The organism is Tessaracoccus zhenghani, from assembly GCF_054552775.1.
Genome location: NZ_CM137275.1, coordinates 471,051 through 494,114 on the forward strand (window position 1 = coordinate 471,051; position 23,064 = coordinate 494,114).

Genomic DNA, 23,064 nt, shown 5'->3' on the forward strand with positions numbered 1-23,064 from the left:
GAGCACCCACATGCAAGAAGCCAAGTTGGTGGCTGTCATCGAGCCAATCCTCGTGCAGCACGGGTTGGAGCTCGACAGCCTCGATGTCACCCGTATGGGCAAGCGCTCCGTGCTCCGGCTCACGGTGGATGGCGAAGGCCCCCAGGGTCGCGGCCCGCTCCTCGACGACATCGCCTCCGCGTCGCGCGCCATCTCGGACGCGCTGGACGAGAGCCCGGTGGTGGGGGATCACCCGTTCACCCTCGAGGTGTCTTCGCGTGGCGTGAGCAAGCCGCTGACCGAGGCCAAGCACTTCCGCCGCAACACCGGCCGCCTGGTGCAGCTCTGGCTGGCGGACGGCGAGATCGTCGGCCGTATCGTCGGCGCCGATGAGCAGGGCGTCACGCTCGACGTGGACGGCTCCGAGCGCACGGTGGCTCTCACTGACATCAACAAGGCAGTCGTCCAGGTGGAAATGAACCGCCCGGTGGACGGCGACGAGGACGAGGAGAACTGACATGGATGTCGATCTGGCTTCACTGACACTCATTGAGCGCGAGCGCGGGATCGATCGCGAGTATCTGCTCAAGACGCTCGAGGACGCGCTCCTCAACGCGTACAGCAAGACCCCCAACGCACTGCGCGGCGTGAAGGTCGAGATCAACCGGAAGACGGGCAAGGCCGCCGTGCTGGCCCCCGAATTCAACGACGACGACGAGATCATCGGCTACTTCGACGACACCCCGGAGGACTTCGGCCGGATCGCCGCCGCCACTGCGCGGCAGGTGATCTTCCAGCGGATCCGCGAGGCGGAGGACGAGCAGAAGTTCGGCCACTTCTCCGCCACCGAGGGCGATGTCATCGTCGGCATCGTGCAGCAGGACCGCGACTCCAAGGCCGTCCGCGTGCTGATCAGCAAGGGCGACCAGGACAAGTTCGAGGCACTCATGCCGCTGGCCGAGCAGGTTCCCGGTGAGGACTACAGCCACGGCCGCAGGTTGCGCGTCTATGTGGTGAGCGTCCGACGCGAACTCCGCGGCCCGCAGGTGATCGTCTCGCGCACCCACCCGCACCTGGTCCGCAAGTTGTTCGCGCTCGAGGTCCCGGAACTGGGGCAGGGCGTCGTCGAGATCTGCGAGGTCGCCCGCGAAGCCGGTCACCGCACCAAGATCGCCGTGCGGTCGCTGGACCCCAACGTGTCTGCCAAGGGCGCGTTCATCGGCCCCATGGGCCAGCGGGTCCGTGCAGTGACGAACGAGCTGGGGGAGGAGAAGATCGACATCGTCGACTACTCCGAGGACCCCACGGAGTTCGTGGCCGCCGCTCTCTCGCCCGCCAAGGTGCTGTCGGTGACGGTGGTCGACGAGCAGGCCAGGGCCTGCCGGGCGATCGTGCCGGATTACCAGTTGTCGCTGGCCATCGGCCGCGAGGGCCAGAACGCACGCCTCGCGGCCCGCCTCACCGGCTGGCGCATCGACATCCAGCCGGACGTCACAGCCTGACACCTTCACCCCTCCCCATTGAGGGGACAGACCCGGCCCCTGGCTGAGAGATTCTCAGAGTTCTTTTGGAATCCTCTCAGGCAGGGGTTAATCTGTTCTCGCTGGGAATCCAGCGATCCCCGATCAGAGGACTGTTCGAACAGATGGCGAAGAAGATCTGGACCCCGGTCATCGCAGGCGTCAGCGCCTTGGCACTCGTCGGCGGCGTGGGCGTTGCCAGCGCGCTGGACAAGGACGACGTCACCATGGTGGTCGACGGCGTGGCCAAGACCATCGCGGTCCGCGAGAACACCGTCGCGCAGGTCCTCGAACTCGAGGGCATCGAGCCCGGGCCCCACGACGTCGTCCTGCCGGCGCTGGAGACCACCGTCGTCGACGGCCTCGAGATCAGCATCGCCTACGCGCGCCCGCTCGACGTCACCATCGACGGCGAACAGCGCGAGGTCTGGACCACCGCGAAGAACGTCGGAGATGCGCTGAAGATGCTGCGCCTCGACGCCGCCGATTCCAAGCTCTCCGCCTCCCGTTCCGCGGCCATCGGCCGCGAGGGCCTCTCCGTCGACATCCTCACCGCCCGCGACCTGACGGTCACCGTCGCCGGGGCTGCCAAGCCCGTGCGCCTCGCCGGCACCGTCGCCGACGCGTTGGCCGAGGTGGGCGTCACCCCGGACGCCGACGACAAGGTGACCCCCAGCCCGGAAACCGCCCTCGAAGACGGCATGGGCGTCGTATTCGTCAGGGTCGACGTCAAGCCGTCCACCAAGAAGGTCGCGGTGGCGTTCGAGAAGACCACCAGCGAATCCAGCAAGATGCTCAAGGGCGAGAAGGAAGTCACCACCAAGGGTGTGGTCGGTGAAAACCTCGAGACCTACACCAACGTCTACGAGGACGGCGTGCTTAAGTCGTCCGCGCTCGTCTCCACCGAGGTGCTCAAGAAGCCGGTGAACCAGGTGACCACCGTCGGCACCAAGGTGCCGCCCCCTCCGGCACCGGAACCCGACGCTGCCCCCGCTGACAGCTCCGAGCCGGCCTCCTCGGGAGGCTCCGGCCTCGACCTGCGCCGCTCCTCCATGTGGGACACCATCGCGCGCTGCGAGTCGACCAACCGCTGGAACATCAACACCGGCAACGGTTACTACGGCGGCCTGCAGTTCAACCTGCAGACCTGGCGCAGCGTCGGCGGCACGGACTTCGCGGCCTACCCGCACCAGGCCACCCGCGAGGAGCAGATCACCGTGGCCAACCGTCTGTACGACCAGCGCGGCCTCCAGCCCTGGGGCTGCAAGCCCTGATCGTGATTCATCCACGATCTGTTCACAGCGTCGTGCCTGCTGGGTAGGGTTGATCGTCTACGGAACCGGACCCCAACGAAAGGTAAGGCCCATGACCGAACGGACACTACCCAACCTCGACATCGTCGACGAGGAGTTCCTCGCCCAGGCGACCATCACCGAAGGGCCGTGGGTCAGCATCCTGCTTCCCACGCAGCGCACCGGCCGCGAGACACTCGCCGCCAGATCCCAGTACGAGAACATGCTGAAGCTGGCTGAGGGCGAGCTCGCTGCCAGAGACGGGCTGGCCGAGGTGCTGCCCGCCCTGCGCGAGCTCGTCGCAGACCGTGAATTCTGGCTCCACCAGTCGGACGGTCTGGCCGTGTACGCCGCACCGGGGGCGCTGCGCACCTTCCGGTTGCCGCTGGCGTTGCGCGAGGAGGTCTGTGTGGGCGACCACCCCAGGCTCGCACCCCTCGTGGGTGTGCTGTCAGCGGTGGGCGGTTCGTTCGACGTGCTGGCACTGTCCGCCAACCGTGTGCGACTGTTCGAGGGAACGCGCAACGCGATCGGGGAACTGTCCCTCGGTGAGGACACGCCGACGGCGGTGGAGGAGGTCTTCATCGGCCGCGATCACCAGGTCCAGCTCCAGAGCTCGGCTCAGAGCCGCGGCGGCGACATGGCCAACTTCCACGGGCACGGCGGGGACAGGGACGTGGCCGCTGTGGACCTTGAGCGGCTCTTCCGCGACATCGCCACCGCCGTGGACGAGGTGCTGGGCCGGGGTGCCACCCGTCCGCTGGTCCTGGCCGGCGTCGCGGAACACGGCGCCACCTTCCGCTCCATCAGCGGGCGCAGGAACATCGTCGACGAGATGGTGACCGGCAACCCGGACAGGTTGAGCGCCCAGGAACTGCACGCACGGGCCTGGCCCATCGCGGAGCGCGCGTTGCGCGAGGACGACGCCCAGTTGGCTGACCGCTACAACGAGCTGGTGGGCACGGGCAGGGCCTCGGAGGATCTGGCCGGCATCGCCACCGCGGCGGAGGAGGGCAGGGTCGACACTCTGCTGCTCCGCCGGCCGAGCGCGGCGCCGGACGGACAGCCCCACCTGGTCGTCGACGAAGTGGATGCCGTGATCGCGCACACGCTGCGCAATTCCGGTTCCCTGGCAGTGAGCGAGGACTCGGCGGCACCCCCGGTGCGGGCCATCTTCCGGTACTGAGAATGGCGCCGTGAACGGCGCTTTGGAGTGACACCTGCAGGCAAGTAGCATTGCTGCCTCCATGACTGTTAACTCTGAGTTCATCACTCGTTCACCTGCTGAACGCCGGCTATGGGGACGGTTGGCCGTCCTCATGGCTCCGTTCGCGGTGCTCGGGGTCTGGCTGAAGGTGGTCCGGATCGACCGGTTCTACCCCAGCGCGGGGTTCGCGGAGAGGGCCACGAAACTGTCCTCCGACGTCGCCTTCGGCCTCTTCTGGTGTGTGCTGTGGGCCGTCGCCCTCCTGTACCTCCGCCGGCCCAGGCTGCGCTCCGCCGCGGTTGTGTTGGCCCAGGTGCTCACCGCAGCCATCGGCGTCTTCATGGTCGTGAACCATTCCTATGCGCTGCGCACCGGCAATCCGTTGACCCCGGCCCAGATCGCGCTGGCGATCCGCGAGGCCGAAGCGCTCTCCGGGCTCCTCGGTTCGCAGGTCGACACCACGTTCATCGGCCTCCTGGTCGGCGTCGTCCTGTGGTCCCTGGTCGCCCCGCTCCTCCTGGGGAAGGTGTTCGCGCGCCTGTTCACGGGCGAGGCCGGCCCCGTCACCCGGCGCGTGGGCCTGGCTGGCGCGGTGCTGCTGCTCATCGCCGCCACGTGGACGGCGCCCACCGCGTCCGCCTCGTTCGCGCTGTCCCCGGCTGTGCAGTTGGCCGTCTCTCCCATCAAGGAGGCGGCCGCCTATCCGGAGGCCTTCGCCTCAGGGGCGCCGCTGGCTGATCCTGAGAGCACGCGGTTGGTGCCGCGGCCGGGGGAGCGGCACCGCAACGTGGTGGTCATCACCCTCGAGTCCCAGCGGGCCACCTCCGCCCTGCCGGAGACGCGCCAGCCGGTGACCCCGGTGCTCGACGCCCTCGCTGAGCAGAGTGTGCGTCCGGAGCGGGGCTACACCGTGCTGCCCCACACCTCGAAGTCGCTGGTCTCCATCCACTGCGGGATGGCGCCGCCGCCGGACAATCGCAACACCGAGGCCGACGAGAACGGGCTGCCGCAGCGCTGCCTGCCTGAACTCCTGGCAGATGAGGGCTACAGCACCGCCTTCTTCCAATCGGCCACGGAACACTTCGAGCGGCGCCGCGGCACCGCTGCGAACCTGGGCTTCCAGAAGTTCACCCCGGTGGACGGCATGGACAAGACCGGCTTCAGCAAGGCCAACTACTTCGGCTACGAGGACGACATCATGCTGGAGCCGGTGCGCCGCTGGCTCACGAGGCAGGACGGGCCGTTCATGCTGGGCATGCTGACGGTGACCGCGCACCACGACTACAACGTGCCGGGCTACGAGCTGATCGACTTCGTGGACCGCCCGCTGATGAACAAGTACCTCAACGCCGTGCACCTGCAGGACCGCTTCGTCGGCCACGTGATCGACCTTTTCAAGGAACTGGGCCTCTACGAGGACACGGTGTTCGTGATCTCCGGTGACCACGGCGAAGGCTTCGGCGAGCACCAGCTCTACCAGCACGACAACACCATCTACGAAGAGGGCATCCGGGTGCCCATGCTGGTGCACGACCCCCGTCGGGCGCCGGAACTGATCGAAGGGCCGGCCAACCAGCTCGCCCTGATGCCCACCGCCGTCGACGCGCTCGGCTTCGACCTGGTCAGTGACGTCGAGTACCGGCCCTCGTTGTACAGCGGGGAGCCGCAGGGGCCGGTCATCGTGAGTTGCTGGGTCCGGGGGCGCTGCACTGCGGTCCTCGACGGCGACCGCAAGCTGATCCACCACTTCGGGGATCGCCGCGACGAGGTGTTCAACGTCGCCGAGGACCCGGGGGAGCTCACCGATCTGGTGACCGGGACCGATGCCGACTGGATGGAGCGCGGCCGTGAGTTGGCCGTGGGCTGGTACCTCGACGTCGAACGCTGGTACGCGCCGGAGGAGTGACCTCCGGCGCACCCGGGCAGCGGGTCAGCGACGGGGGCCGCCGTGACCATGGACCCCGACGATCCCGGCGTCGATGGCTTTCTGGACGGCGTCGGCCTCGGACTGCGTCAGCTCGCCGTCGGTGACGGCCTTGTCCAACACCTCCTTGTCCTCGGCGGCCTGCACGGCCTGGCGTTCCTCGCGCAACTCGGTGAGGGCTTCGGTGACGCTCGCCTCCTCCAAGCCCAGTTCTTCGGCCAGCGCCTTCGCGAACGCGGCCTGGTGTTCGGCGCGCAGCGCATCGCGCTCTTCCTGCGTGTCCGGCATGGTGGCGGGTTCGGCCGGCCGGGCTGCGTCCCTGGCTGTGGCCATCGCTTCCGTGAGATCGGACTCGTCAACCCCGAGCTTCTCTGCGAGCGCCGACACATCCATGCCCGGCATGCCGCTGCGGTGCTCTCCGCCGAGCCTGCCGCGCCCCTCCATGCCCCACCCCTGCGCCTGCCGCGATGGTTGGGTGCTCTCGGTGGCAGAGGTGCTGGGAGAGGGGCTGGGCGCAGTCGTCTCAGCGTTGGCCAGCGTGGCTGCGCCGAGGCCGAGTCCCGCAGCCATCGCTGCTGCGGACACTCCGGCGATGATCTTGTTCATGGGAGGCTTCCTTCCGGTGGGTCGGGCGGTGCTGCCCGATGCCCCCAGCTTCGTGAGCGCTCCTGTGGGGTGCCTGTGCCGCGGCTGGGTGGCCGCTGCGAACTTGGCTAGTCTGGCGGGGTGAATCCTCAACGCACCTGCATCGGGTGCCGCGCCGTCGACGATCAGACGACGTTGGTCCGGCTCGTCAGGCAGGGCGTCACCGTCGTCGACGGCACCTCGCCCCGCCTTCCCGGTCGGGGGGCCTACGTCCATTCCCACTGTCTGGAGCTCGCCGAGCGGCGCCACGCCATCCGTCGCGCGTTCGGGCCGGGGGCCGAACTTGACCCTGCCGCGCGCTCCGTAATCCGCCGGAGTGGAAGCTGACGGTCAGGCAGGTTATGATGGTGGGCGGCCTGCGCTGTGCGCGGCCACATCGTTCAAACGCCCGGAAGGGCTACAACCAGAAGGTGGGCTGGAAGCTCATGACCACTCGATGAGAACCCAACGATGACCAAACACAACTAGGTCCGCGCCTTGGAGGTCGGGCCGCTTGAAGGAGAGTAGTGGCAAAGCCTCGCGTCCACGAGATCGCCAAGGAAATAGGTAAGACCAGTAAGGAACTGTTGTCCTGGCTGGGTGAAAACGGAGAATACGTCCGTGGCCCGTCCTCGACGTTGGAAGCACCAGTCGTGCGCCGCGTCCGGGAAGCATTCACCGCCAAGAGCGATGCGCCTGCGCAACCCAAGCAGTCCCGTCCCGCACCGAAGGCAGCGGCTCCGGCCCCTGTCGTCGAGACACACCTTGACACCCCGGTGGCCACCCCTGGCGCACCTGACACGTCGGCCCCCGCCGTCGACGAGGCGCCCCAGGCGTCCGCACGGCCCCAGGCCGGCCCGCGCCCGGGCCCCAAGCCGCCCGCGGCTGCCCCCAAGCCGCCCGCAGCGGCCCCCCGGCCTGCTGCACCCGCAGCGCCTTCCGCTCCGGCAGCACCTGCAGCACCTTCAGCACCGGCCGCACCCGCGGCTTCCGCTGCTCCCGCTCCCGCTGCTCCCAAGCGCCCGGCCGCTCCGGCTGCGCCGTCCGCCCGTCCTTCGGGCCCGGCTCCCAAGCCCGGCGCTCCCGGCCCGCGTCCCCAGGCGCCTTCGCCCGGCCCGCGCAAGCCCGGCGCACCCCGTCCGGGGAACAATCCCTTCGCCCCGTCCCAGGGCATGGGCACCCAGCAGCGTCGCGGCCCCCGTCCTGACGGCGCTCCGCGTCGTGAGGGTGGCGCGCCCCGTCCGGGCGGCACCGGCGGTCTCCCGTCGGGTGTCCCACGTCCCGGTGGCACGGGCGGTCTGCCCGGCGTACCGCGGCCGAATCCCGCGATGATGCCCAAGCAGGCCAACCCGGCGCTCGGCCGCACAGGCGGCCGCGGTCGCCCGGCCGGTGGCCCCGGCGGTGGTCGTGGGCGTCCCGGCGCTGGTGCACCGGGTCGTCCCGGTGGCGCCGGCGGTGCGCCCGCCTTCGGTTCGGGCCCCATGGGCGGTGGCCCCGGTGGTGGCCGTGGCGGCGGCGCAGGCCGTGGCCGTGGCGGCACTCAGGGTGCCTTCGGTCGTGGCGGCGGTGGCGCAGGTCGCCGTCGCAAGTCCAGGAAGCAGCGTAGGCAAGAGTTCGATCAGATGGAGGCGCCGGCAATTGGCGGCGTGCGCGTCCGGAAGGGCGACGGCCAGACCGTTCGCCTGCGCCGTGGCGCGTCCCTGACGGACCTCGCCGAGAAGATTGGCGTGGACGCGGCGTCGCTCGTACAGGTGCTGTTCCACCTGGGCGAGATGGTCACCGCAACGCAGTCGGTCTCAGATGACACCCTCGAGGTGTTGGGCGCTGAGCTCGATTACAACATCGAGGTCGTCTCGCCCGAGGACGAGGACCGCGAACTGCTCGAGAGCTTCGATCTCGAGTTCGGTGAGGATCTCGGCGACGAGGACGATCTGGCGGCCCGCCCGCCGGTCGTGACCGTCATGGGCCACGTGGACCACGGTAAGACGCGCCTGCTGGACGCGCTGCGGCACTCCAATGTCGTCGCCGGCGAAGCGGGTGGCATCACCCAGGCCATCGGCGCCTACCAGGTCGAGACCGGTGTCGACGGCGCTGATCGCAAGATCACGTTCATCGACACCCCGGGCCACGAGGCGTTCACCGCCATGCGTGCCCGCGGCGCGAAGTCCACGGACATCGCGGTGCTCGTCGTGGCAGCTGACGACGGCGTGATGCCGCAGACCATCGAGGCGTTGAACCACGCCCAGGCTGCGGACGTCCCGATCGTGGTCGCGGTCAACAAGATCGACAAGGAGTCGGCGGACCCCGTACGTGTGCGTGGCCAGCTCTCCGAGTTCGGCCTGGTGCCTGAGGAGTACGGCGGCGACACCCAGTTCGTCGACGTGTCCGCGGCCACCATGCAGGGCCTGCCGGAACTGCTGGAGGCCATCGTGCTGACGGCAGACGCCGCGCTGGACCTCCGGGCCAACCCGGACATGCCCGCACAGGGTGTGGCCATCGAAGCGCACCTCGACAAGGGTCGCGGTCCCGTGGCCACCGTCCTGGTGCACCGCGGCACGCTCCGCATCGGCGACTCGATCGTGGCCGGCTCGGCCCACGGCCGCGTCCGCGCCCTGATCAACGACCAGGGCGAGACGATGACCGAAGCCCCGCCGTCGATGCCCGTCCAGGTGCTCGGCCTGACGTCGGTGCCCGGCGCCGGCGACAACTTCCTGGTTGTCGACGACGACCGCATGGCCCGCCAGATCGCTGACAAGCGTGAGGCCCGCATGCGCGCCGCCCAGCAGGCCAAGTCCGGCCGTCGCAAGACACTGGACCAGCTGTTCGAGCAGCTCGAGAGGGGCGAGACGCAGGAACTGCTGCTCATCCTCAAGGGCGACGGCGCAGGTTCCGTCGAAGCGCTGGAAGATGCGCTCAGCGGGATCGAGGTCGGCGAGGAGGTGTCGCTGCGCGTCATCGACCGCGGTGTCGGTGCCATCACCGAGACCAACGTGTCGCTGGCCGCCGCGTCCAAGGCCGTCATCATCGGCTTCAACGTGCGGCCCACGCCGCACGCGGCCCAGATGGCGGATCGCGAGAACGTCGACATCCGCTTCTACTCGGTGATCTACTCGGCCATCGACGAGATCGAAGCAGCGCTCAAGGGCATGCTCAAGCCGATCTACAAGGAGGAAGTGCGTGGCCAGGCGGAGATCCGCGAGGTCTTCCGTTCTTCCAAGTTCGGCAACATCGCTGGCTGCATGGTCCTCGACGGCACCATCAAGCGCAACGCCAAGGCGCGCCTGTTGCGTGACGGCGTGGTCGTCTCCGAGACGACCGTGGCCTCGCTGCGGCGTGAGAAGGACGATGCCACCGAGGTCCGCGAAGGCTTCGAGTGCGGTATCACGTTGACGTACAGCGACATCAAGATCGGTGACGTCATCGAGACCTTCGAAATGGTCGAAGTGGAGCGTGACTGATGGTCGGACCCCGTAACGCGAAGCTCGCGGATCAGATCAAGGTCATCCTGGCCTCGACCATCGACCGCCGCGTCAAGGACCCCCGTCTGGGGTTCGTGACGATCACGGAGGTGCGGCTGACCGGCGACAACCGGGAGGCCACCGCCTTCTACACCGTCCTCGGCGACGAGGCGGACCGTGCGGGGAGCGCCGCGGCGCTGGAGTCTGCCAAGGGCATGCTCCGCTCCACGATGGGTCAGCAGCTGGGCATGAAGTTCACGCCCACGCTGGACTTCGTCCTCGACGCCACGCCGGAAACGGCGCGGCACATCGAGGACCTGCTCGCCCAGGTCCAGGCCCACGACGCCGCAGCAGCTGCTGCGGCGGCCGGGAAGGAGTTCGCCGGTGAGGCGGACCCCTACCGGAAGCCGCGGGACGACGAAGACAACGAAGAAGAGTGAGTAGCGCGCAACCGGCCGTCCCCTCGGGCCTGGTGATCATCGACAAAGAGTCGGGGCTCACCTCGCACCAGGTGGTCGGCCGGTTGCGCCGTCTTCTGGGTACCCGCAAGATCGGCCATGCCGGCACCCTGGACCCCATGGCCACCGGCGTGCTCATCCTCGGGGTCAACCGCGCCACCCGCCTGCTGGGCCATCTGGCCCTGCACGACAAGCGCTACCTGGCCACAGTGAGGCTGGGGCAGTCGTCGCACACCGATGACGCCGACGGCGACCTCACTGAGGTCGCGGACGCGTCCGCCGTCACCATCGCGCAACTCCAGGAGGCCCTGGCCCCGCTCCGTGGTGCCATCCTCCAGCGCCCCAGCGCCGTCTCCGCCATCAAGGTGGACGGCAAACGTTCCTATGCCCGCGTCCGTGCAGGAGAGGCCGTGGACCTGCCCGCCAGGCCGGTCACCGTCTCCCGCCTCGACCTGTTGGCGGTGCGGCCGGTGGGCGCCCTCCTCGACGTCGACATCGACGTGGAGTGCTCATCGGGCACCTACATCCGCGCCATCGCCCGGGACTTGGGGGAGGCGCTGGGGGTGGGCGGCCACCTCACGGCGCTGCGCCGCACCCGCATCGGCGGCTACTCGCTCGACGACGCGGTGACGCTCGGTGACGAGCCTCCCGCCCTGATGAGCATGGCGGACGCCGCCCGGCTCAGCTTCCCCGTCATCGACCTGACGGAGGAGGAGGCCACCGACGTGGGTTACGGGCGCCCCCTGCGGCGTCCCGTGCCTGCCAGCCCCACCGGCGTCATCTCCCCGTCCGGGGAACTCCTGGCGCTGTACCAGCCCGACGATGATGGCTCCAGGCCTGTTGCGGTGTTGGTCTGAGCGTGCCAGATTTACCCAGTGTGGAGACTTCCGTGACTGAATCCGTGGTGGTGATCGGCAACTTCGACGGCGTGCACACGGGGCACCAACAGGTGCTCGCCGAAGCCGTCCGCGACGCCGACCACCCGCTCATCGTCGTGACGTTCTGGCCCCACCCCGTCACGGTGCTGCGGCCCGACAAGGCCCCCAAACTGTTGAGCGACCTGCGCTCCCGCATCGAACTGCTGAAGCACGCCGGGGCCCACGAGGTGCGGGTCATCCAGTTCAACGATGAGGTTGCCAACCTGTCGCCCTCGGAGTTCGTCGAACGCTTCCTCGCACCGCTCCACCCGGTACGGATCGTCGTCGGCGCCAATTTCCGCTTCGGGCACAGGGCCGCGGGCAATGTGGAGACGCTGGCCAAGCTGGGGGAGGGCCGCTTCGAGGTTCGTCCGCTGCCGCTGTCCTCCATCGACGACGAGGTGTCGTGTTCCACCAGCATCCGCTCGCATCTTGCGGAGGGCGACGTCGCCGCCGCGGCGCAGCACCTGGGCCGGCCGTTCCGGTTCCGCGGCGTGGTGGTCGTCGGCGACCAACGGGGGCGCGAACTGGGGTTCCCCACCGCGAACCTGACCGTCCCGCACGACATGGCAGTGCCTGCCGACGGTGTGTACGCGGGCTGGGTCACCGTCCTGGACGAACCGGGGGCGGAGCCCATGCCGGCGGCCATCTCGGTGGGCACGAATCCCACCTTCGACGGGTCAGACCACCGGGTGGAGAGCTATGTGCTGGACCGCACGGACCTCGAGCTGTACGGCTCTGAGATCGCCGTCGATTTCGTGGCACGGCTGCGGGGGCAGGTGCGTTTCGAGGGCATCGACGCGCTCGTCAAGCAGATGGGCGCCGACGTGGAGGCCACCCGTCGAGCGCTGGCTCAACCGCCCCAGTAACAGATCGAGGCGCGCATCAGCGTCTCGTACGCCGCATCCAGATCCACGTCGTCCCCCATCAGGGAGTGGGCCAGGAGCCCGTCGAGTTCCAGCGTGACGAACCCGTGCACGGAGGACCACAGCTGGACGATGATCTCCTCGCCGCCACCGGTGAACAGATCCGCCTCGAGGCACCGCTGCACGCAGTCACGCAGGGGCTCGACCGCGTGGCGGGTACGCTCCCGGATACCGTCCGGGGAATCACCGTGTCGTCGGCCGAACATCACCGGGTACATCTGGGGGTTGGCGAGCGCCCATTCCCGGTAGGCGCATCCCATGCTCAGCAGGTCTGCCAGTGGGTCGTCGGTGGCCCGGACGACGGTGGAGGCGACGAAGCTCTCGATCGCGCGCTCATACACGGCGTCCAGCAGCGCGTCACGGGAGCCGTAGAGCGAGTAGATGGCTGACGTCGAGGTGCCGGCCGACTGGGTGATGCGACGCAGGCTCAGTGCGGCTGGGCCCTCAAGCCCGACGATCCGGGTCGCCTTCTCCAGAAGGACCTCAGCGAGTGCCTCGTCGTGCACCTTCGGGCGAGCCATATCCCCTGCCAACCAATCCGTTGTCGTCAACCTGGCACCGGACGCCCTCCGTCGGAGTGCGCTGATGGCTGCCACACTAGTTGAGGGGAGAAGTGGCCCCACAGGGGGGTCGGCCTCAGCGCATCGTCAACGACTTCTTGTAGACGGCGTAGTGCGTGCTGGCCTCGGTGCCTTCCTCCACCTGCTGCTCGGTGTGTTCCTCCACGAACAGGTGTTCCCCCGTGGGGTGGTACTCGAGCGACACATAGAGGGGCACGGCCTTCTCGTTGTTGGGGTCCACCGCGAGATACACCGCGTCGTGGCCGGCTTTCCGGGCCTGGTCCTCGAGCCACTCGCTCAGCGCCCGTCCGGCGCCGCGCCTGCGGGCATGCGGGTAGACCCACATGTTGCGCAGTTCAGGGGCGATCTCCTCGGACGTGAGATCCAGGACGGCGGTACCGAGCAGCCTGTCCTCCTCCACGGCGACGGCGAAGAGCAGGTTGCCGGCCTCCTGCGCCTCGAAGAGTTCATCCACGAGACCGAGGTCAGGCCGGGCCTGATGCTCACGCAGGTACTCCAGGTCAGCGGCTTCAACGCGGCGTACGGTGATGGCCATGAGGGCTCCTTTGCGAACGTGGTCTGGTGCCCCCACCCTAGCGCGACAACGGGCGGCGCACCGGGCCTGACTGCGTTAGCGGGGGGACGCACAATTAGTGTCCCACGGTGGAGCGGTGCTAAGGTAGCTCGGTTGCCGTAGATCGGCCACGGCCTAGTAAGAGCCCCGAACGCACCCGCAGCTGGGGCGCCGTGCAGCGAACCGGAAGGAGTCCCACATGGACGCCGAAACGAAGAAGAACATCATCGAAGAGTACGCGACCACGCCTGGCGACACCGGTTCGCCCGACGTGCAGATCGCCCTGCTGACGAAGCGGATCGCTCACCTCACCGAGCACCTCAAGCTCCACAAGGGTGACCACCACAGCCGTCGTGGCCTGTTGCTGATGGTTGGCCAGCGCCGCCGTCTGCTGAACTACGTGGCCAAGCAGGACGTCGAGCACTACCGTGCGCTGATCGCACGCCTCGGCCTGCGTCGCTGATTTCACCAGAAGGGCCGCCAAGCTATCCGCTTGGCGGCCCTTCTGCTTTTTCCGGGTCAGAGGCGCACCTGGTCGACGACGTGGGTGGGGTGCCCGAACCGGTGGTGGGTGATGGACACCGCCTGCTCCCGCACGTAGGGGAGGAGGGCGAGCCGTCCGGGGAGCATCGGGTCGCCGTCGAAGACGCTGACGTCGATGGATCCACGCACCGCCGTGAGCAGGTCGCGGTCACCGAGGAAGCGGGCCCGCCCGCGCACCGCCCGGTCGAAGTCGTCCGGAGCCTGGGTTTCGAACTCGAGGCCGGCCTCTGAGAGCACCCTCGCCAGGGTCTCCTCAGGCGCCGCGGCGAAGGAGAAGCGGGCCGGTGCCCCGGCGGCCAGGGCGGCTGAGGCCTCCCGGAGCACCGCCGTCGCATCGGCGGTCTCCACGCGCACCGTGACAGGCGTGGGGAGGTAGCGCAGCACGTTGATCTCGACGGCGAGCGCCGACGGGTCGTGCGGCACCCCGAAGACCGTGCGGGCCGCCTCCTCGTCGGAGGCGACAGCCGCTGTCAGCCGGGCTATGTCGACCCCGTGGACAGTCTCCGCCCCGCGGAGCAGCCGTGCCAGGGGAGGGGTGGACACCGTGGTGTCGGTGGGGCGGTGGTCGACGGCGACCGCCCGGTGGGTGCCGAAGCCCGTGAGGTAGTTAGGGCCACCCGCCTTGCCGCCCGCACCCACGGCCGAGCGCTTCCAGCCGCCGAACGGCTGGCGGCGGACGACCGCGCCGGTGATCGAGCGGTTCACGTAGGCGTTGCCGGCCTGCACCCGCTCCACCCACCGCGCGACCTCATCCGGGTCCAGGCTGTGCAGGCCGGCCGTCAGGCCGAAATCGGTGCCGTTCTGCCACGCGATGGCCTCGTCGAGGTCCTGGGCGGCCATCAGCCCCAGGATGGGGCCGAAGTACTCCACCTGGTGGTACTCGCTGCCGGGCAGCACGCCGGCGCGGATGCCCGGGCGCCACAGGCGGGTGTCCAGCCGCTTGGGTTCGAGCAGCCACCGCTGGCCGGGCTCCAGGCGCGTCAGGCCCCTCAGGAGTTTCTCGCCAGGGGGTTCGGTGAGCGGCCCCATCTGCGCTGGGGGGGCGGTCGGCCAGGCCACCTTCAGGGACCGCACCGCGTCGAGCAACTGGCTCCGGAAACGCCTCGAGCGCGCCACGGAGCCCACGAGGATGCCCAGGGACGCCGCTGAGCACTTCTGCCCCGCATGTCCGAAGGCGGAGTTCGCGAGGTCTGCCACGGCCAGATCCAGGTCCGCCGACGGCGTGACGATGATGGCGTTCTTGCCGGACGTCTCGGCCAGCAGGGGGAGGGCGGGGCGCCAGGAACGGAACAACTCTGCCGTCTCGGCGGCGCCGGTGAGCACCACGAGGTCGACCCGGGGATCCGTGATGAGGAGCTTGCTGACCAGCCCGTCGCCGACGATGGCCAGCTGCACCAGGTCCTCCGGGAGGCCGGCGCGCCAGCAGGCCTCGGCGAGCAGCGCTGCGGTGCGCCGCGCCGGGGGAGCGGGCTTGAGGACGACGGCCGAGCCGACGGCCAGCGCGGCCGCGACACCACCCAGCGGGATCGCGATGGGGAAGTTCCAGGGCGGGGCGACCGTCGTGAGCCGGGGTGGGACGTGCTCGGTGCCCGGGACGGATTCCTGGGCCAGCGACGCGTAGTAGTTGGCGAAGTCCACCGCCTCGGAGACCTCCACGTCGGCCTGGTCGATGAGCTTGCCCACCTCGTCGCCGGCCACGGTGATGAGGTCGCCGCGCAGGGATTCCAGTTCGACGGCCAGTCGGTGGAGTGCGGCCACCCGGTCGGACGGCGGCGTCCGGAACCAGGCCATCCCGGCCTTCCTGCCACGTTCCAACAGCGCGTCGACCTCGGCGACCTCGGTGATCGTGTGGTGCTGGAGGGTGCTGAGACCCAGCGAAGGGGCGGGTAGCCGGTCGTGGAGCTCGGCGGCCCAGCGCTGATTCTCCAGCAGCGCGGGGTTGGTGTCCTGCGCGTTGGTGAAGCCGCGACCCGGAGCGTGGCGGTCCTGGCCCGCCCAGCGCTGCGGAACGGGGTCGTCGAGGTGACCGAGGGCGGTGCGGAACCGCCGTTCCTCCAGGTCGAGGAAGGCCGCGTCGTGGCCGAGGCCGACGGCGGCCGACATGAAGTTCTCAGGCGCCGCGTTCTCTTCGAGCCTGCGCACCAGATAGGCGATGGCGGAGTCGTACTCGGCGCGAGGTACCACAGGGACGTAGAGCCGCAGCCTGCCGACGTCGCTCAACAGCACCCGCTGGAGTGGGGTGGCCATGCCGGAGAGCATCTCGATGTCCAGCGCGTCTGTGACGCGGCGTGCCTTGGCGATCTCCCAGGCCGCGGCGAGGGTGTAGACGTTGTGGCTGGCCGCCCCGGTGTGGAGGTGCGTGGCGCGCTCCGGCGTCAGGCAGAAGTCCAGCGCGCGCAGATAGCTCGCGTCGGTCTCCTCCTTCGAACCCCAGATGGGGTTGTCCCAGCCCCGCACCTCGGCGTTGACCCGCTCCATGGCGAGGTTGGCGCCCTTCACGAGGCGGACCTTCACCGGATGACCGCCCGCCGCGACGTGTCCGCGGGCGAACTGGTCGAGCTCGCCGAGCAGCAGCAGCGACTCCCTGAGGTAGGTCTGCACCGCGACACCCGCTCGGACACCCCGCAGCCCGGGTTCGGACAGGAGGGCGCGGAACACGTCGAGCGTCAGATGGAGGTCCCGGTACTCCTCCATGTCGAGGTTCACGAACGTGTCGTGCTCCTTCGCCAGGGAGAAGAGCGGCCGCAGCCGGTGGACGGCCTCGTCGACGGTGGCGCGGTGGGCGAAGGGCGCGTGCGGGCCGAGCACGGAAGACACTTTGATGGAGACGTAGTCGACGTCGTCGCGCTCGACCAGTTCCATCGTGCGGCCGAGCCTGCTGGCCGCGTGGCGCTCACCCAGCACCGCCTCGCCCAGCAGGTTGACGTTGAGATCCGCGCCGCCTCTGCGGAGGCGCGCCAGTGCCGGCCCGAGGGATCTGCCGAAGTCCACGACGAGGTCGCCCACCACGGCGGTGAACGCGCGTCGCACCACTCCCAGCGCCGGGCGGGCCACGGGGGCCACCGACCGCAGGCCCAGCCGCAGCGGCGGGGGGAGGAAACGGGCGGGACGGCGGGCCAGTGCCGCCAGATTGCCGGCAGCGACGGCGGTGTCCTCCGGCCGCAGCACGCCGTCGACGAAGTCCAGGGTGAAACGCAGACCGCCCGGATCCTTCAGCGCGTCCCCCAGCAGGGTGGCGGCTCGTGGTTCGGGGTGGTGGCGGGCCTCATCCGCCCACCGGCGCGCGGTGGAAACGGCCGCCTCGACAACGGTGGCCGGCAACTCAGGTGACATGCCTCATTGTTTCAAGGGCCCGTCGCAGCCGCGCCGAATCCGCCTATCTCGTGCCTGACGGCTAAGCTGTGCGGTGACAACTTCATAACAATGAAAAACAAGTTGCCGCCCAGCCAGGTGTCCGTCTGGTCCTCGGTAGTGGCTCTCGGGTGTTCTACCCCCGCGGGCCTCGATCGAAGACCGGCAGGCGCGGTGGGCAGATCCCGCCACGAGGGCGGGGCGGCAGCTCACATGAAAGGAGCCTGTCCGTGGAAGGACCAGGCATTGAATTTGCTGAGGCCGTGATTGACAACGGTTCTTTCGGCAAGCACACAGTTCGTTTCGAGGCCGGTTATCTGGCCCAGCAGGCCGATGGCTCGGCCGCCGTCTACCTCGACGGCGACACCATGTTGCTGTCGGCGACCACCGCACAGAAGACCCCCCGCGACGCCATCGACTTCTTCCCCCTCACGGTGGACGTCGAGGAGCGCATGTACGCAGCCGGCCGCATCCCCGGTTCGTTCTTCCGCCGCGAAGGACGCCCCGGTGAGGGCGCCATCCTGGCCTGTCGCCTGATCGACCGGCCGCTGCGCCCCGCCTTCGTCAAGGGTCTGCGCAACGAGGTCCAGGTCGTCGTGACCGTGCTGTCCCTCAACCCCGACGTCATGTACGACGTCGTGGCCATCAACGCCGCGTCGATGTCCACCCAGATCGCGGGCCTGCCGTTCTCCGGCCCCATCGGTGGCGTCCGCGTCGCACTCATCGACGACCAGTGGGTGGCATTCCCCACCGTCGAGCAGGTCAACAAGTCCGCCTTCCAGATGGTCGTGGCCGGCCGCGTGCTGGCCGACGGCGACGTGGCCATCATGATGGTCGAGGCCGGCGGCACCGAGGCGACCTGGGAGCTCGTGCGTGCGGGCAAGACCGCCCCGAACGAGGAGATCGTCGGGCAGGGCCTCGAAGCGGCCAAGCCGTTCATCAAGGCACTGTGCGACGCCCAGTCGGAGCTCGCCGCGAAGATGCCCAAGGAAACCTACGACTTCCCGGTCTTCCGTGACCACGAGGAAGACGTGTACGCCGCCGTCGAGGAGCTCGCCAAGGACCGCGTGGCCGAGGCCATGCAGATCGCCGGCAAGCAGGAGCGCGACGACGCCACCCACGCCATCCGTCAGGATGTGCAGGAGCAGCTCGCCGAGCGCTTCGCCGACCGTATGAACGAGGTCTCCGCGGCCCTCAAGGCGCTCACCAAGAGCGTCGTGCGCCACCGCACTCTCACGGAGCACGTCCGCATCGACGGCCGTGGCCCCAGCGACATCCGTACGCTGTCGGCCGAGGTCGAGGTCATCCCGCGCGTGCACGGCTCGGCGCTGTTCCAGCGCGGCGAGACCCAGATCCTGGGTGTCTCCACGCTGAACATGCTGGACATGGTGCAGAAGATCGACACGCTCTCGCCGGAGTCGACCAAGCGCTACATGCACAACTACAACTTCCCGCCGTACTCCACCGGTGAGACCGGCCGCGTGGGTTCGCCCAAGCGTCGCGAGATCGGCCACGGCGCCCTGGCTGAGCGTGCGCTCATCCCGGTGCTGCCCACCCGCTCCGAGTTCCCCTACGCCATCCGTCAGGTGTCGGAAGCCCTCGGCTCCAACGGCTCCACGTCGATGGGTTCCGTCTGCGCCTCCACCCTGTCGCTGCTGAACGCCGGCGTGCCCCTCAAGGCCCCCGTCGCCGGTATCGCGATGGGCCTGATGAGCGAAGAGGTCGACGGCGAGACCAAGTACGTCGCGCTGACCGACATCCTGGGTGCGGAGGACGCACTCGGCGACATGGACTTCAAGGTGGCCGGCACGCGTGACTTCGTCACCGCGCTCCAGCTCGACACCAAGCTCAACGGCATCCCCGCCATCGAGCTGCAGAAGGCCCTCCTGCAGGCCCGCGACGCCCGCCACACGCTCCTCGACGTCATGAGCGAGGCCATCGACGTGCCGGACGAGATGAGCCCCTACGCACCGCGGATCATCTCGCTGCGGATCCCCGTGGACAAGATCGGTGAGGTCATCGGCCCCAAGGGCAAGATCATCAACCAGATCCAGGAGGAGACCGGCGCCAACATCGCAATCGAAGATGACGGCACCGTGTACGTGGGCGCGACCACGGGCGAAGCAGCTGAGGCCGCTGTTGCCCACATCAACCAGATCGCCAACCCACACCTGCCGGAGAAGGGTGAGCGCTACCTCGGCACCGTCGTGAAGCTCACCTCGTTCGGCGCGTTCGTGTCCCTGATGCCGGGCAAGGACGGCCTGCTGCACATCTCGAAGCTGCGCGCCCTTGCCGGTGGCAAGCGCGTCGAGGACGTCGAAGACGTGCTGTCGGTCGGCCAGAAGCTGCAGGTCGAGATCTCCGAGATCGACGACCGCGGCAAGCTGTCCCTGGTTCCCGTTGTCGAAGACAACGAGGCCGAGGAAGCAGCCGGCGAAGAGAACTGATCAGTAACCACCCTGATTGACGGGGGCGGGTCCGGTAACGGGCCCGCCCCTTCGTCGTCCATCGGTCGGCCGGTTGGTGGCGCGGACAAATCCTCTGCTTGGATGGTCCTGACACCCTGAGTGAGAGGTCATCATGCGAGAGATCCGAGTCGGAATCTTCGGCGTCAGCGGAAAAATGGGTAGTGAGGTCGTGCGTGCGGTCAACCGGGCGGACGACATGGCGACGTCCGGCGGCGTCGACATCAATGAGGACCGCAGCCAGGTCGGACGGGCGGAGGTCGTCGTCGACTTCACCCACCCGGACGCGGTCATGGACAACATCCGTTGGTGTCTGGAGCGCGACATCAACATGGTCATCGGCACCACCGGGTTCACGGAGGAGCGGGTGGCCGAGGTGCGGGCACTGGCCGAGGCGCACCCCGGCGTGGGCGTCCTCATCGCCTCCAACTTCTCCATCGGCGCCGTGTTGATGATGAAGTTCGCCGCGATCGCCGCGCCGTTCTACCCCTCGGTGGAGATCGTCGAGCTGCACCATCCGAACAAGGCCGACGCCCCGTCGGGCACCGCCACCACGACGGCGCACCGCATCGCCCGCGCCCGCGCGGAGGCGGGCCTCGGGCCGGTTCCAGACGCCACCGTGCACGACTCCGGGGCACGGGGCGCCGTGGTCGACGGCATCCACATCCACGGCGTGCGCCTGCAGGGCCTGGTGGCCCACCAGGAGGTGTTGCTGGGTGAGACAGGAGAGACGCTCACGATCCGTCACGACTCGTTCGAGCGGGTCTCGTTCATGCCGGGCGTGCTCGAGGGCATCCGCTACGTGATGGACAACCCGGGCCTCACCCTGGAGATGGACACGGTCCTCGGCCTCTGATCAGCCGGCGTCGGAGATGTCGGTGTGGAACCGCAGCAGCTTGATCGCCGTTGCCTCGTCCTCACCGACACCGACGCGCTGGTGCGCCCCATCGGGGGCCCAGCCGCAGCTGTTCAGGAATTGGCGCAGGGAGTCGTCGGCCGACGGCACCCACATGGTGGCCACCTGGTAGCCGTCCTTGCGCAGCGTGTCGACGGCGGCGTTGATCAGCCGCGACCCGTGGCCCTGGCCACGGTGCTTCGGGTCCACCACGAACTCAGCGATGTAGCCGTCCGACACGTCGCGGTCCGGATCACCCGAGGGGCCCGTGACGGCGAATCCGACGACCCCTGCCTCCGCGATGGCCACCAGCACCCGCAGGTGTGCCAGCGGCGGCTTGACGATCGCCTCGTGCCAGGCCCGGGTGGCTTCATCCGCGCTCACCTCGCCCGCCGCGGCCGACAGGACCCCGCCGTCGGTCCAGGCGCGCCGCTGGATGCGGGCGATGTCGACGGCTTCCTGGGGGAGCGCGAGGCGCACGGTGTCGATGGCAGACATGCGTGCCATCTTATGGGCTGCCGGCGTCGGCGCATCCACAGGTGTGGTCGGGCCCACGGTGGGTGAAGTAGTGTTGGGGACCATGACTGAAGTGAAGACGCCACCGAAACTTGCCCCTGGCACCTTGCGGGTGATCCCTCTCGGCGGGTTGGGTGACGTCGGCCGCAACATGACGGCCTTCGAAATCGATGGCCAGATCGCGATCGTCGACTGCGGGGTGCTGTTCCCCGAGGACGACCACCCGGGCGTCGACCTGATCCTCCCGGGCCTCGACTACCTCACCGACAGGCTCGACGACATCGTGGCGCTCGTGCTGACGCACGGACACGAGGACCACATCGGCGCCGTGCCGTACCTCCTCAAGCGCCGCAACAACATCCCCGTGTACGGCTCCAAGCTGACGCTGGCCTTCCTGGCCGCGAAGCTCCGCGAGCACCGCATCCGCGAGTTCGAACTCGACGCCGTGGAGGAGGGGGAGATCATCGAGATCGGCAACTACGAATTCGAGTTCCTCGCCGTCAACCACTCCATCCCCGACGCCCTCGCCGTGGCCATCCGCACCAAGGGCGGCACCGTCCTGCACACGGGCGACTTCAAGATGGACCAGCTGCCGCTCGACGGGCGGATCACGGATCTGCGCGGCTTCGCGCGTCTGGGAGAGGAGGGCGTGGACCTCTTCCTGGTGGACTCCACCAACGCCGAGACCCCCGGTTTCACCACCCACGAGAAGGACATCGAGCCCGCCATGCAGCGCGTGTTCGAGGGTGCGAAGGGCAAGCTGATCGTGGCGAGCTTCGCCTCGCACGTCCACCGCATCCAGCAGGTGATGAACATGGCCGTCAAGCACGGCCGCAAGGTCGTCTACGTCGGACGCTCGATGGTGCGTAACATGTCGACGGCGCGGGACCTTGGCTACCTCACGGTCCCGGCCGGCACGCTGATCGAGATGAAGGACATCGACAAGTACCCCGCAGACAAGGTCGTCATCGTCTCCACCGGCTCACAGGGCGAACCGCTCGCGGCGCTCAGCCGGATCGCCAACCGCGACCACCCCGTCGTCGAGGTGGGCCCCGGAGACACGGTGCTGTTGGCCAGCTCCCTGATCCCGGGCAACGAGAACTCCGTCTACCGCGTGATCAACGGCTTGGCCAAGCTCGGCGCCAACGTGGTGCACAAGGGCAACGCGATGGTGCACGTCTCCGGCCATGCGTCGGCCGGTGAATTGCTCTACTGCTACAACATCATCCGCCCGCGCAACGTGATGCCCGTCCACGGCGAGGTGCGCCACCTCATCGCCAACGGCAAGTTGGCCGAATCCACGGGCGTGCCGAGCAGCAACGTGCTCGTCATCGGCGACGGCGACGTCGTCGACCTGAAGAACGGCGTGGCGAAGAAGGTCGGCTCGGTCGACGCCAGCTACATCTTCGTCGACGGAGCCACCGTGGGCGACATCTCGGAATCGATCATGGACCGTCGCATCCTCGGCGAGGAGGGCTTCGTGTCCGTCATCGCCGTGGTGGACCTGCACAACGGCACCGTCGTCTCCGGCCCTGAGATCCAGTTCCGGGGCCTCGCTGAGGACGCCAGCGCGTTCGACGAGGCCAGGACGCGGGTCGAGGAGGCACTTCGGGACGCGATGCGCGACGGAGTCAACGACACGCAGCGCCTCCAGCAGGTGACGCGTCGGGCGCTGGGCCAGTGGGTCTCGCGACGCCTGCGTCGCCGCCCCATGATCGTGCCCGTGGTCGTCACCACGTAGCAGCACACGAACCCGGTTTGACCCGGATCGGATGGACCGCGTAGAGTGGTCCATCGGTGCTTTGCCCCCTGGGTCATTCCGGGTTGGGCACCCGAGAAACTCATTTGAAATCCA

The 23,064-nt window shown here is 68.7% G+C and carries 19 protein-coding genes; 14 read left to right on the forward strand and 5 right to left on the reverse strand.

Features of this window, described 5'->3' with window-relative positions; all coding sequences use genetic code 11:
• Window positions 1-10 precede the first annotated feature (10 nt).
• The 5 genes from rimP to ACX1DX_RS02310 all read left to right on the forward strand — a co-directional run bounded on the left by rimP (window position 11) and on the right by ACX1DX_RS02310 (window position 5,904).
• Window positions 11-496 carry a ribosome maturation factor RimP gene (gene rimP, locus ACX1DX_RS02290; protein ID WP_459397526.1) on the forward strand — a complete coding sequence of 162 codons (486 nt, stop codon included), beginning with the start codon at window positions 11-13 and terminating at the stop codon, window positions 494-496.
• Window position 497: 1 nt separating this feature from the next.
• Window positions 498-1,481 (forward strand): transcription termination factor NusA, encoded by a 984-nt coding sequence (nusA, locus tag ACX1DX_RS02295; protein WP_459397527.1) that lies wholly within the window; start codon window positions 498-500, stop codon window positions 1,479-1,481.
• A 143-nt stretch (window positions 1,482-1,624) separates the two neighbouring features.
• Window positions 1,625-2,773, forward strand: coding sequence for a resuscitation-promoting factor (locus tag ACX1DX_RS02300; protein WP_076059269.1), 1,149 nt, complete (start codon window positions 1,625-1,627; stop codon window positions 2,771-2,773).
• Between the two features lie 91 nt (window positions 2,774-2,864).
• Window positions 2,865-3,977, forward strand: a complete 1,113-nt coding sequence (locus ACX1DX_RS02305) for a baeRF3 domain-containing protein (RefSeq protein ID WP_459397528.1) — start codon at window positions 2,865-2,867, stop codon at window positions 3,975-3,977.
• 61 nt (window positions 3,978-4,038) lie between these two features.
• Window positions 4,039-5,904, forward strand: a complete 1,866-nt coding sequence (locus tag ACX1DX_RS02310) for an LTA synthase family protein (protein WP_459397529.1) — start codon at window positions 4,039-4,041, stop codon at window positions 5,902-5,904.
• A 24-nt stretch (window positions 5,905-5,928) separates the two neighbouring features.
• On the opposite strand, the gene ACX1DX_RS02315 is transcribed toward ACX1DX_RS02310, so the two are convergent.
• Window positions 5,929-6,528: a hypothetical protein gene (locus tag ACX1DX_RS02315; RefSeq protein WP_459397530.1), complete on the reverse strand. Its 600-nt coding sequence runs from the start codon at window positions 6,526-6,528 to the stop codon at window positions 5,929-5,931.
• Window positions 6,529-6,648: 120 nt separating this feature from the next.
• Between ACX1DX_RS02315 and ACX1DX_RS02320 the strand changes: the two genes are divergently transcribed.
• The 5 genes from ACX1DX_RS02320 (at window position 6,649) to ACX1DX_RS02340 (ending at window position 12,248) form a co-directional block, all read left to right on the forward strand.
• Entirely contained in the window at window positions 6,649-6,894 is a 246-nt protein-coding gene (locus ACX1DX_RS02320) for a YlxR family protein (protein ID WP_459397531.1), read from the forward strand.
• 179 nt (window positions 6,895-7,073) lie between these two features.
• The gene (gene infB / locus ACX1DX_RS02325; RefSeq protein WP_459397532.1) at window positions 7,074-10,004 is read left to right on the forward strand and encodes a translation initiation factor IF-2; all 2,931 of its coding nucleotides are present in this window, start codon (window positions 7,074-7,076) and stop codon (window positions 10,002-10,004) included.
• Window positions 10,004-10,444 (forward strand): 30S ribosome-binding factor RbfA, encoded by a 441-nt coding sequence (rbfA, locus tag ACX1DX_RS02330; protein ID WP_459397533.1) that lies wholly within the window; start codon window positions 10,004-10,006, stop codon window positions 10,442-10,444. Before infB ends, rbfA begins: the two co-directional genes overlap by 1 nt.
• Complete coding sequence (truB, locus tag ACX1DX_RS02335; RefSeq protein WP_459397534.1) at window positions 10,441-11,319, forward strand: tRNA pseudouridine(55) synthase TruB; 879 nt, start codon at window positions 10,441-10,443, stop codon at window positions 11,317-11,319. Before rbfA ends, truB begins: the two co-directional genes overlap by 4 nt.
• Window positions 11,320-11,351: 32 nt before the next feature.
• On the forward strand, window positions 11,352-12,248 hold the full coding sequence (locus ACX1DX_RS02340; RefSeq protein ID WP_143570868.1) for a bifunctional riboflavin kinase/FAD synthetase: 897 nt from the start codon (window positions 11,352-11,354) through the stop codon (window positions 12,246-12,248).
• Here ACX1DX_RS02340 and ACX1DX_RS02345 read toward each other — a convergent pair.
• Complete coding sequence (locus ACX1DX_RS02345; protein ID WP_076059250.1) at window positions 12,233-12,826, reverse strand: TetR/AcrR family transcriptional regulator; 594 nt, start codon at window positions 12,824-12,826, stop codon at window positions 12,233-12,235. The genes ACX1DX_RS02340 and ACX1DX_RS02345 overlap by 16 nt on opposite strands.
• Before the next feature lie 115 nt (window positions 12,827-12,941).
• Window positions 12,942-13,421 carry a GNAT family N-acetyltransferase gene (locus ACX1DX_RS02350; RefSeq protein ID WP_076059247.1) on the reverse strand — a complete coding sequence of 160 codons (480 nt, stop codon included), beginning with the start codon at window positions 13,419-13,421 and terminating at the stop codon, window positions 12,942-12,944.
• A 217-nt stretch (window positions 13,422-13,638) separates the two neighbouring features.
• Here ACX1DX_RS02350 and rpsO point away from each other — a divergent pair, with 217 nt between their 5' ends.
• Window positions 13,639-13,902: a 30S ribosomal protein S15 gene (gene rpsO / locus ACX1DX_RS02355; RefSeq protein WP_182764801.1), complete on the forward strand. Its 264-nt coding sequence runs from the start codon at window positions 13,639-13,641 to the stop codon at window positions 13,900-13,902.
• Between the two features lie 56 nt (window positions 13,903-13,958).
• On the opposite strand, the gene ACX1DX_RS02360 is transcribed toward rpsO, so the two are convergent.
• Entirely contained in the window at window positions 13,959-17,315 is a 3,357-nt protein-coding gene (locus ACX1DX_RS02360) for a bifunctional proline dehydrogenase/L-glutamate gamma-semialdehyde dehydrogenase (RefSeq protein WP_459397535.1), read from the reverse strand.
• 248 nt (window positions 17,316-17,563) lie between these two features.
• On the opposite strand from ACX1DX_RS02360, the gene ACX1DX_RS02365 reads away from it, so the two are divergent.
• The gene (locus ACX1DX_RS02365) at window positions 17,564-19,780 is read left to right on the forward strand and encodes a polyribonucleotide nucleotidyltransferase (RefSeq protein WP_182764799.1); all 2,217 of its coding nucleotides are present in this window, start codon (window positions 17,564-17,566) and stop codon (window positions 19,778-19,780) included.
• A gap of 133 nt (window positions 19,781-19,913) precedes the next feature.
• The gene (dapB, locus tag ACX1DX_RS02370; protein ID WP_182764798.1) at window positions 19,914-20,654 is read left to right on the forward strand and encodes a 4-hydroxy-tetrahydrodipicolinate reductase; all 741 of its coding nucleotides are present in this window, start codon (window positions 19,914-19,916) and stop codon (window positions 20,652-20,654) included.
• Here the strand turns inward: dapB and ACX1DX_RS02375 are convergent, their stop codons facing one another.
• Window positions 20,655-21,191, reverse strand: a complete 537-nt coding sequence (locus tag ACX1DX_RS02375) for a GNAT family N-acetyltransferase (RefSeq protein ID WP_182764797.1) — start codon at window positions 21,189-21,191, stop codon at window positions 20,655-20,657.
• 82 nt (window positions 21,192-21,273) lie between these two features.
• On the opposite strand from ACX1DX_RS02375, the gene ACX1DX_RS02380 reads away from it, so the two are divergent.
• Complete coding sequence (locus ACX1DX_RS02380) at window positions 21,274-22,950, forward strand: ribonuclease J (RefSeq protein WP_459397536.1); 1,677 nt, start codon at window positions 21,274-21,276, stop codon at window positions 22,948-22,950.
• Window positions 22,951-23,064 lie beyond the last annotated feature (114 nt).

Coding starts and splice junctions, on each gene's coding strand:
- rimP (WP_459397526.1), top strand. CDS start 11: ATGCAAGAAGCCAAGTTGGTGGCTGTCATCGAGCCAATCCTCGTGCAG.
- nusA (WP_459397527.1), top strand. CDS start 498: ATGGATGTCGATCTGGCTTCACTGACACTCATTGAGCGCGAGCGCGGG.
- ACX1DX_RS02300 (WP_076059269.1), top strand. CDS start 1,625: ATGGCGAAGAAGATCTGGACCCCGGTCATCGCAGGCGTCAGCGCCTTG.
- ACX1DX_RS02305 (WP_459397528.1), top strand. CDS start 2,865: ATGACCGAACGGACACTACCCAACCTCGACATCGTCGACGAGGAGTTC.
- ACX1DX_RS02310 (WP_459397529.1), top strand. CDS start 4,039: ATGACTGTTAACTCTGAGTTCATCACTCGTTCACCTGCTGAACGCCGG.
- ACX1DX_RS02315 (WP_459397530.1), bottom strand. CDS start 6,528: ATGAACAAGATCATCGCCGGAGTGTCCGCAGCAGCGATGGCTGCGGGA.
- rbfA (WP_459397533.1), top strand. CDS start 10,004: ATGGTCGGACCCCGTAACGCGAAGCTCGCGGATCAGATCAAGGTCATC.
- ACX1DX_RS02345 (WP_076059250.1), bottom strand. CDS start 12,826: ATGGCTCGCCCGAAGGTGCACGACGAGGCACTCGCTGAGGTCCTTCTG.
- ACX1DX_RS02350 (WP_076059247.1), bottom strand. CDS start 13,421: ATGGCCATCACCGTACGCCGCGTTGAAGCCGCTGACCTGGAGTACCTG.
- rpsO (WP_182764801.1), top strand. CDS start 13,639: ATGGACGCCGAAACGAAGAAGAACATCATCGAAGAGTACGCGACCACG.
- ACX1DX_RS02360 (WP_459397535.1), bottom strand. CDS start 17,315: ATGTCACCTGAGTTGCCGGCCACCGTTGTCGAGGCGGCCGTTTCCACC.
- dapB (WP_182764798.1), top strand. CDS start 19,914: ATGCGAGAGATCCGAGTCGGAATCTTCGGCGTCAGCGGAAAAATGGGT.
- ACX1DX_RS02375 (WP_182764797.1), bottom strand. CDS start 21,191: ATGTCTGCCATCGACACCGTGCGCCTCGCGCTCCCCCAGGAAGCCGTC.
- ACX1DX_RS02380 (WP_459397536.1), top strand. CDS start 21,274: ATGACTGAAGTGAAGACGCCACCGAAACTTGCCCCTGGCACCTTGCGG.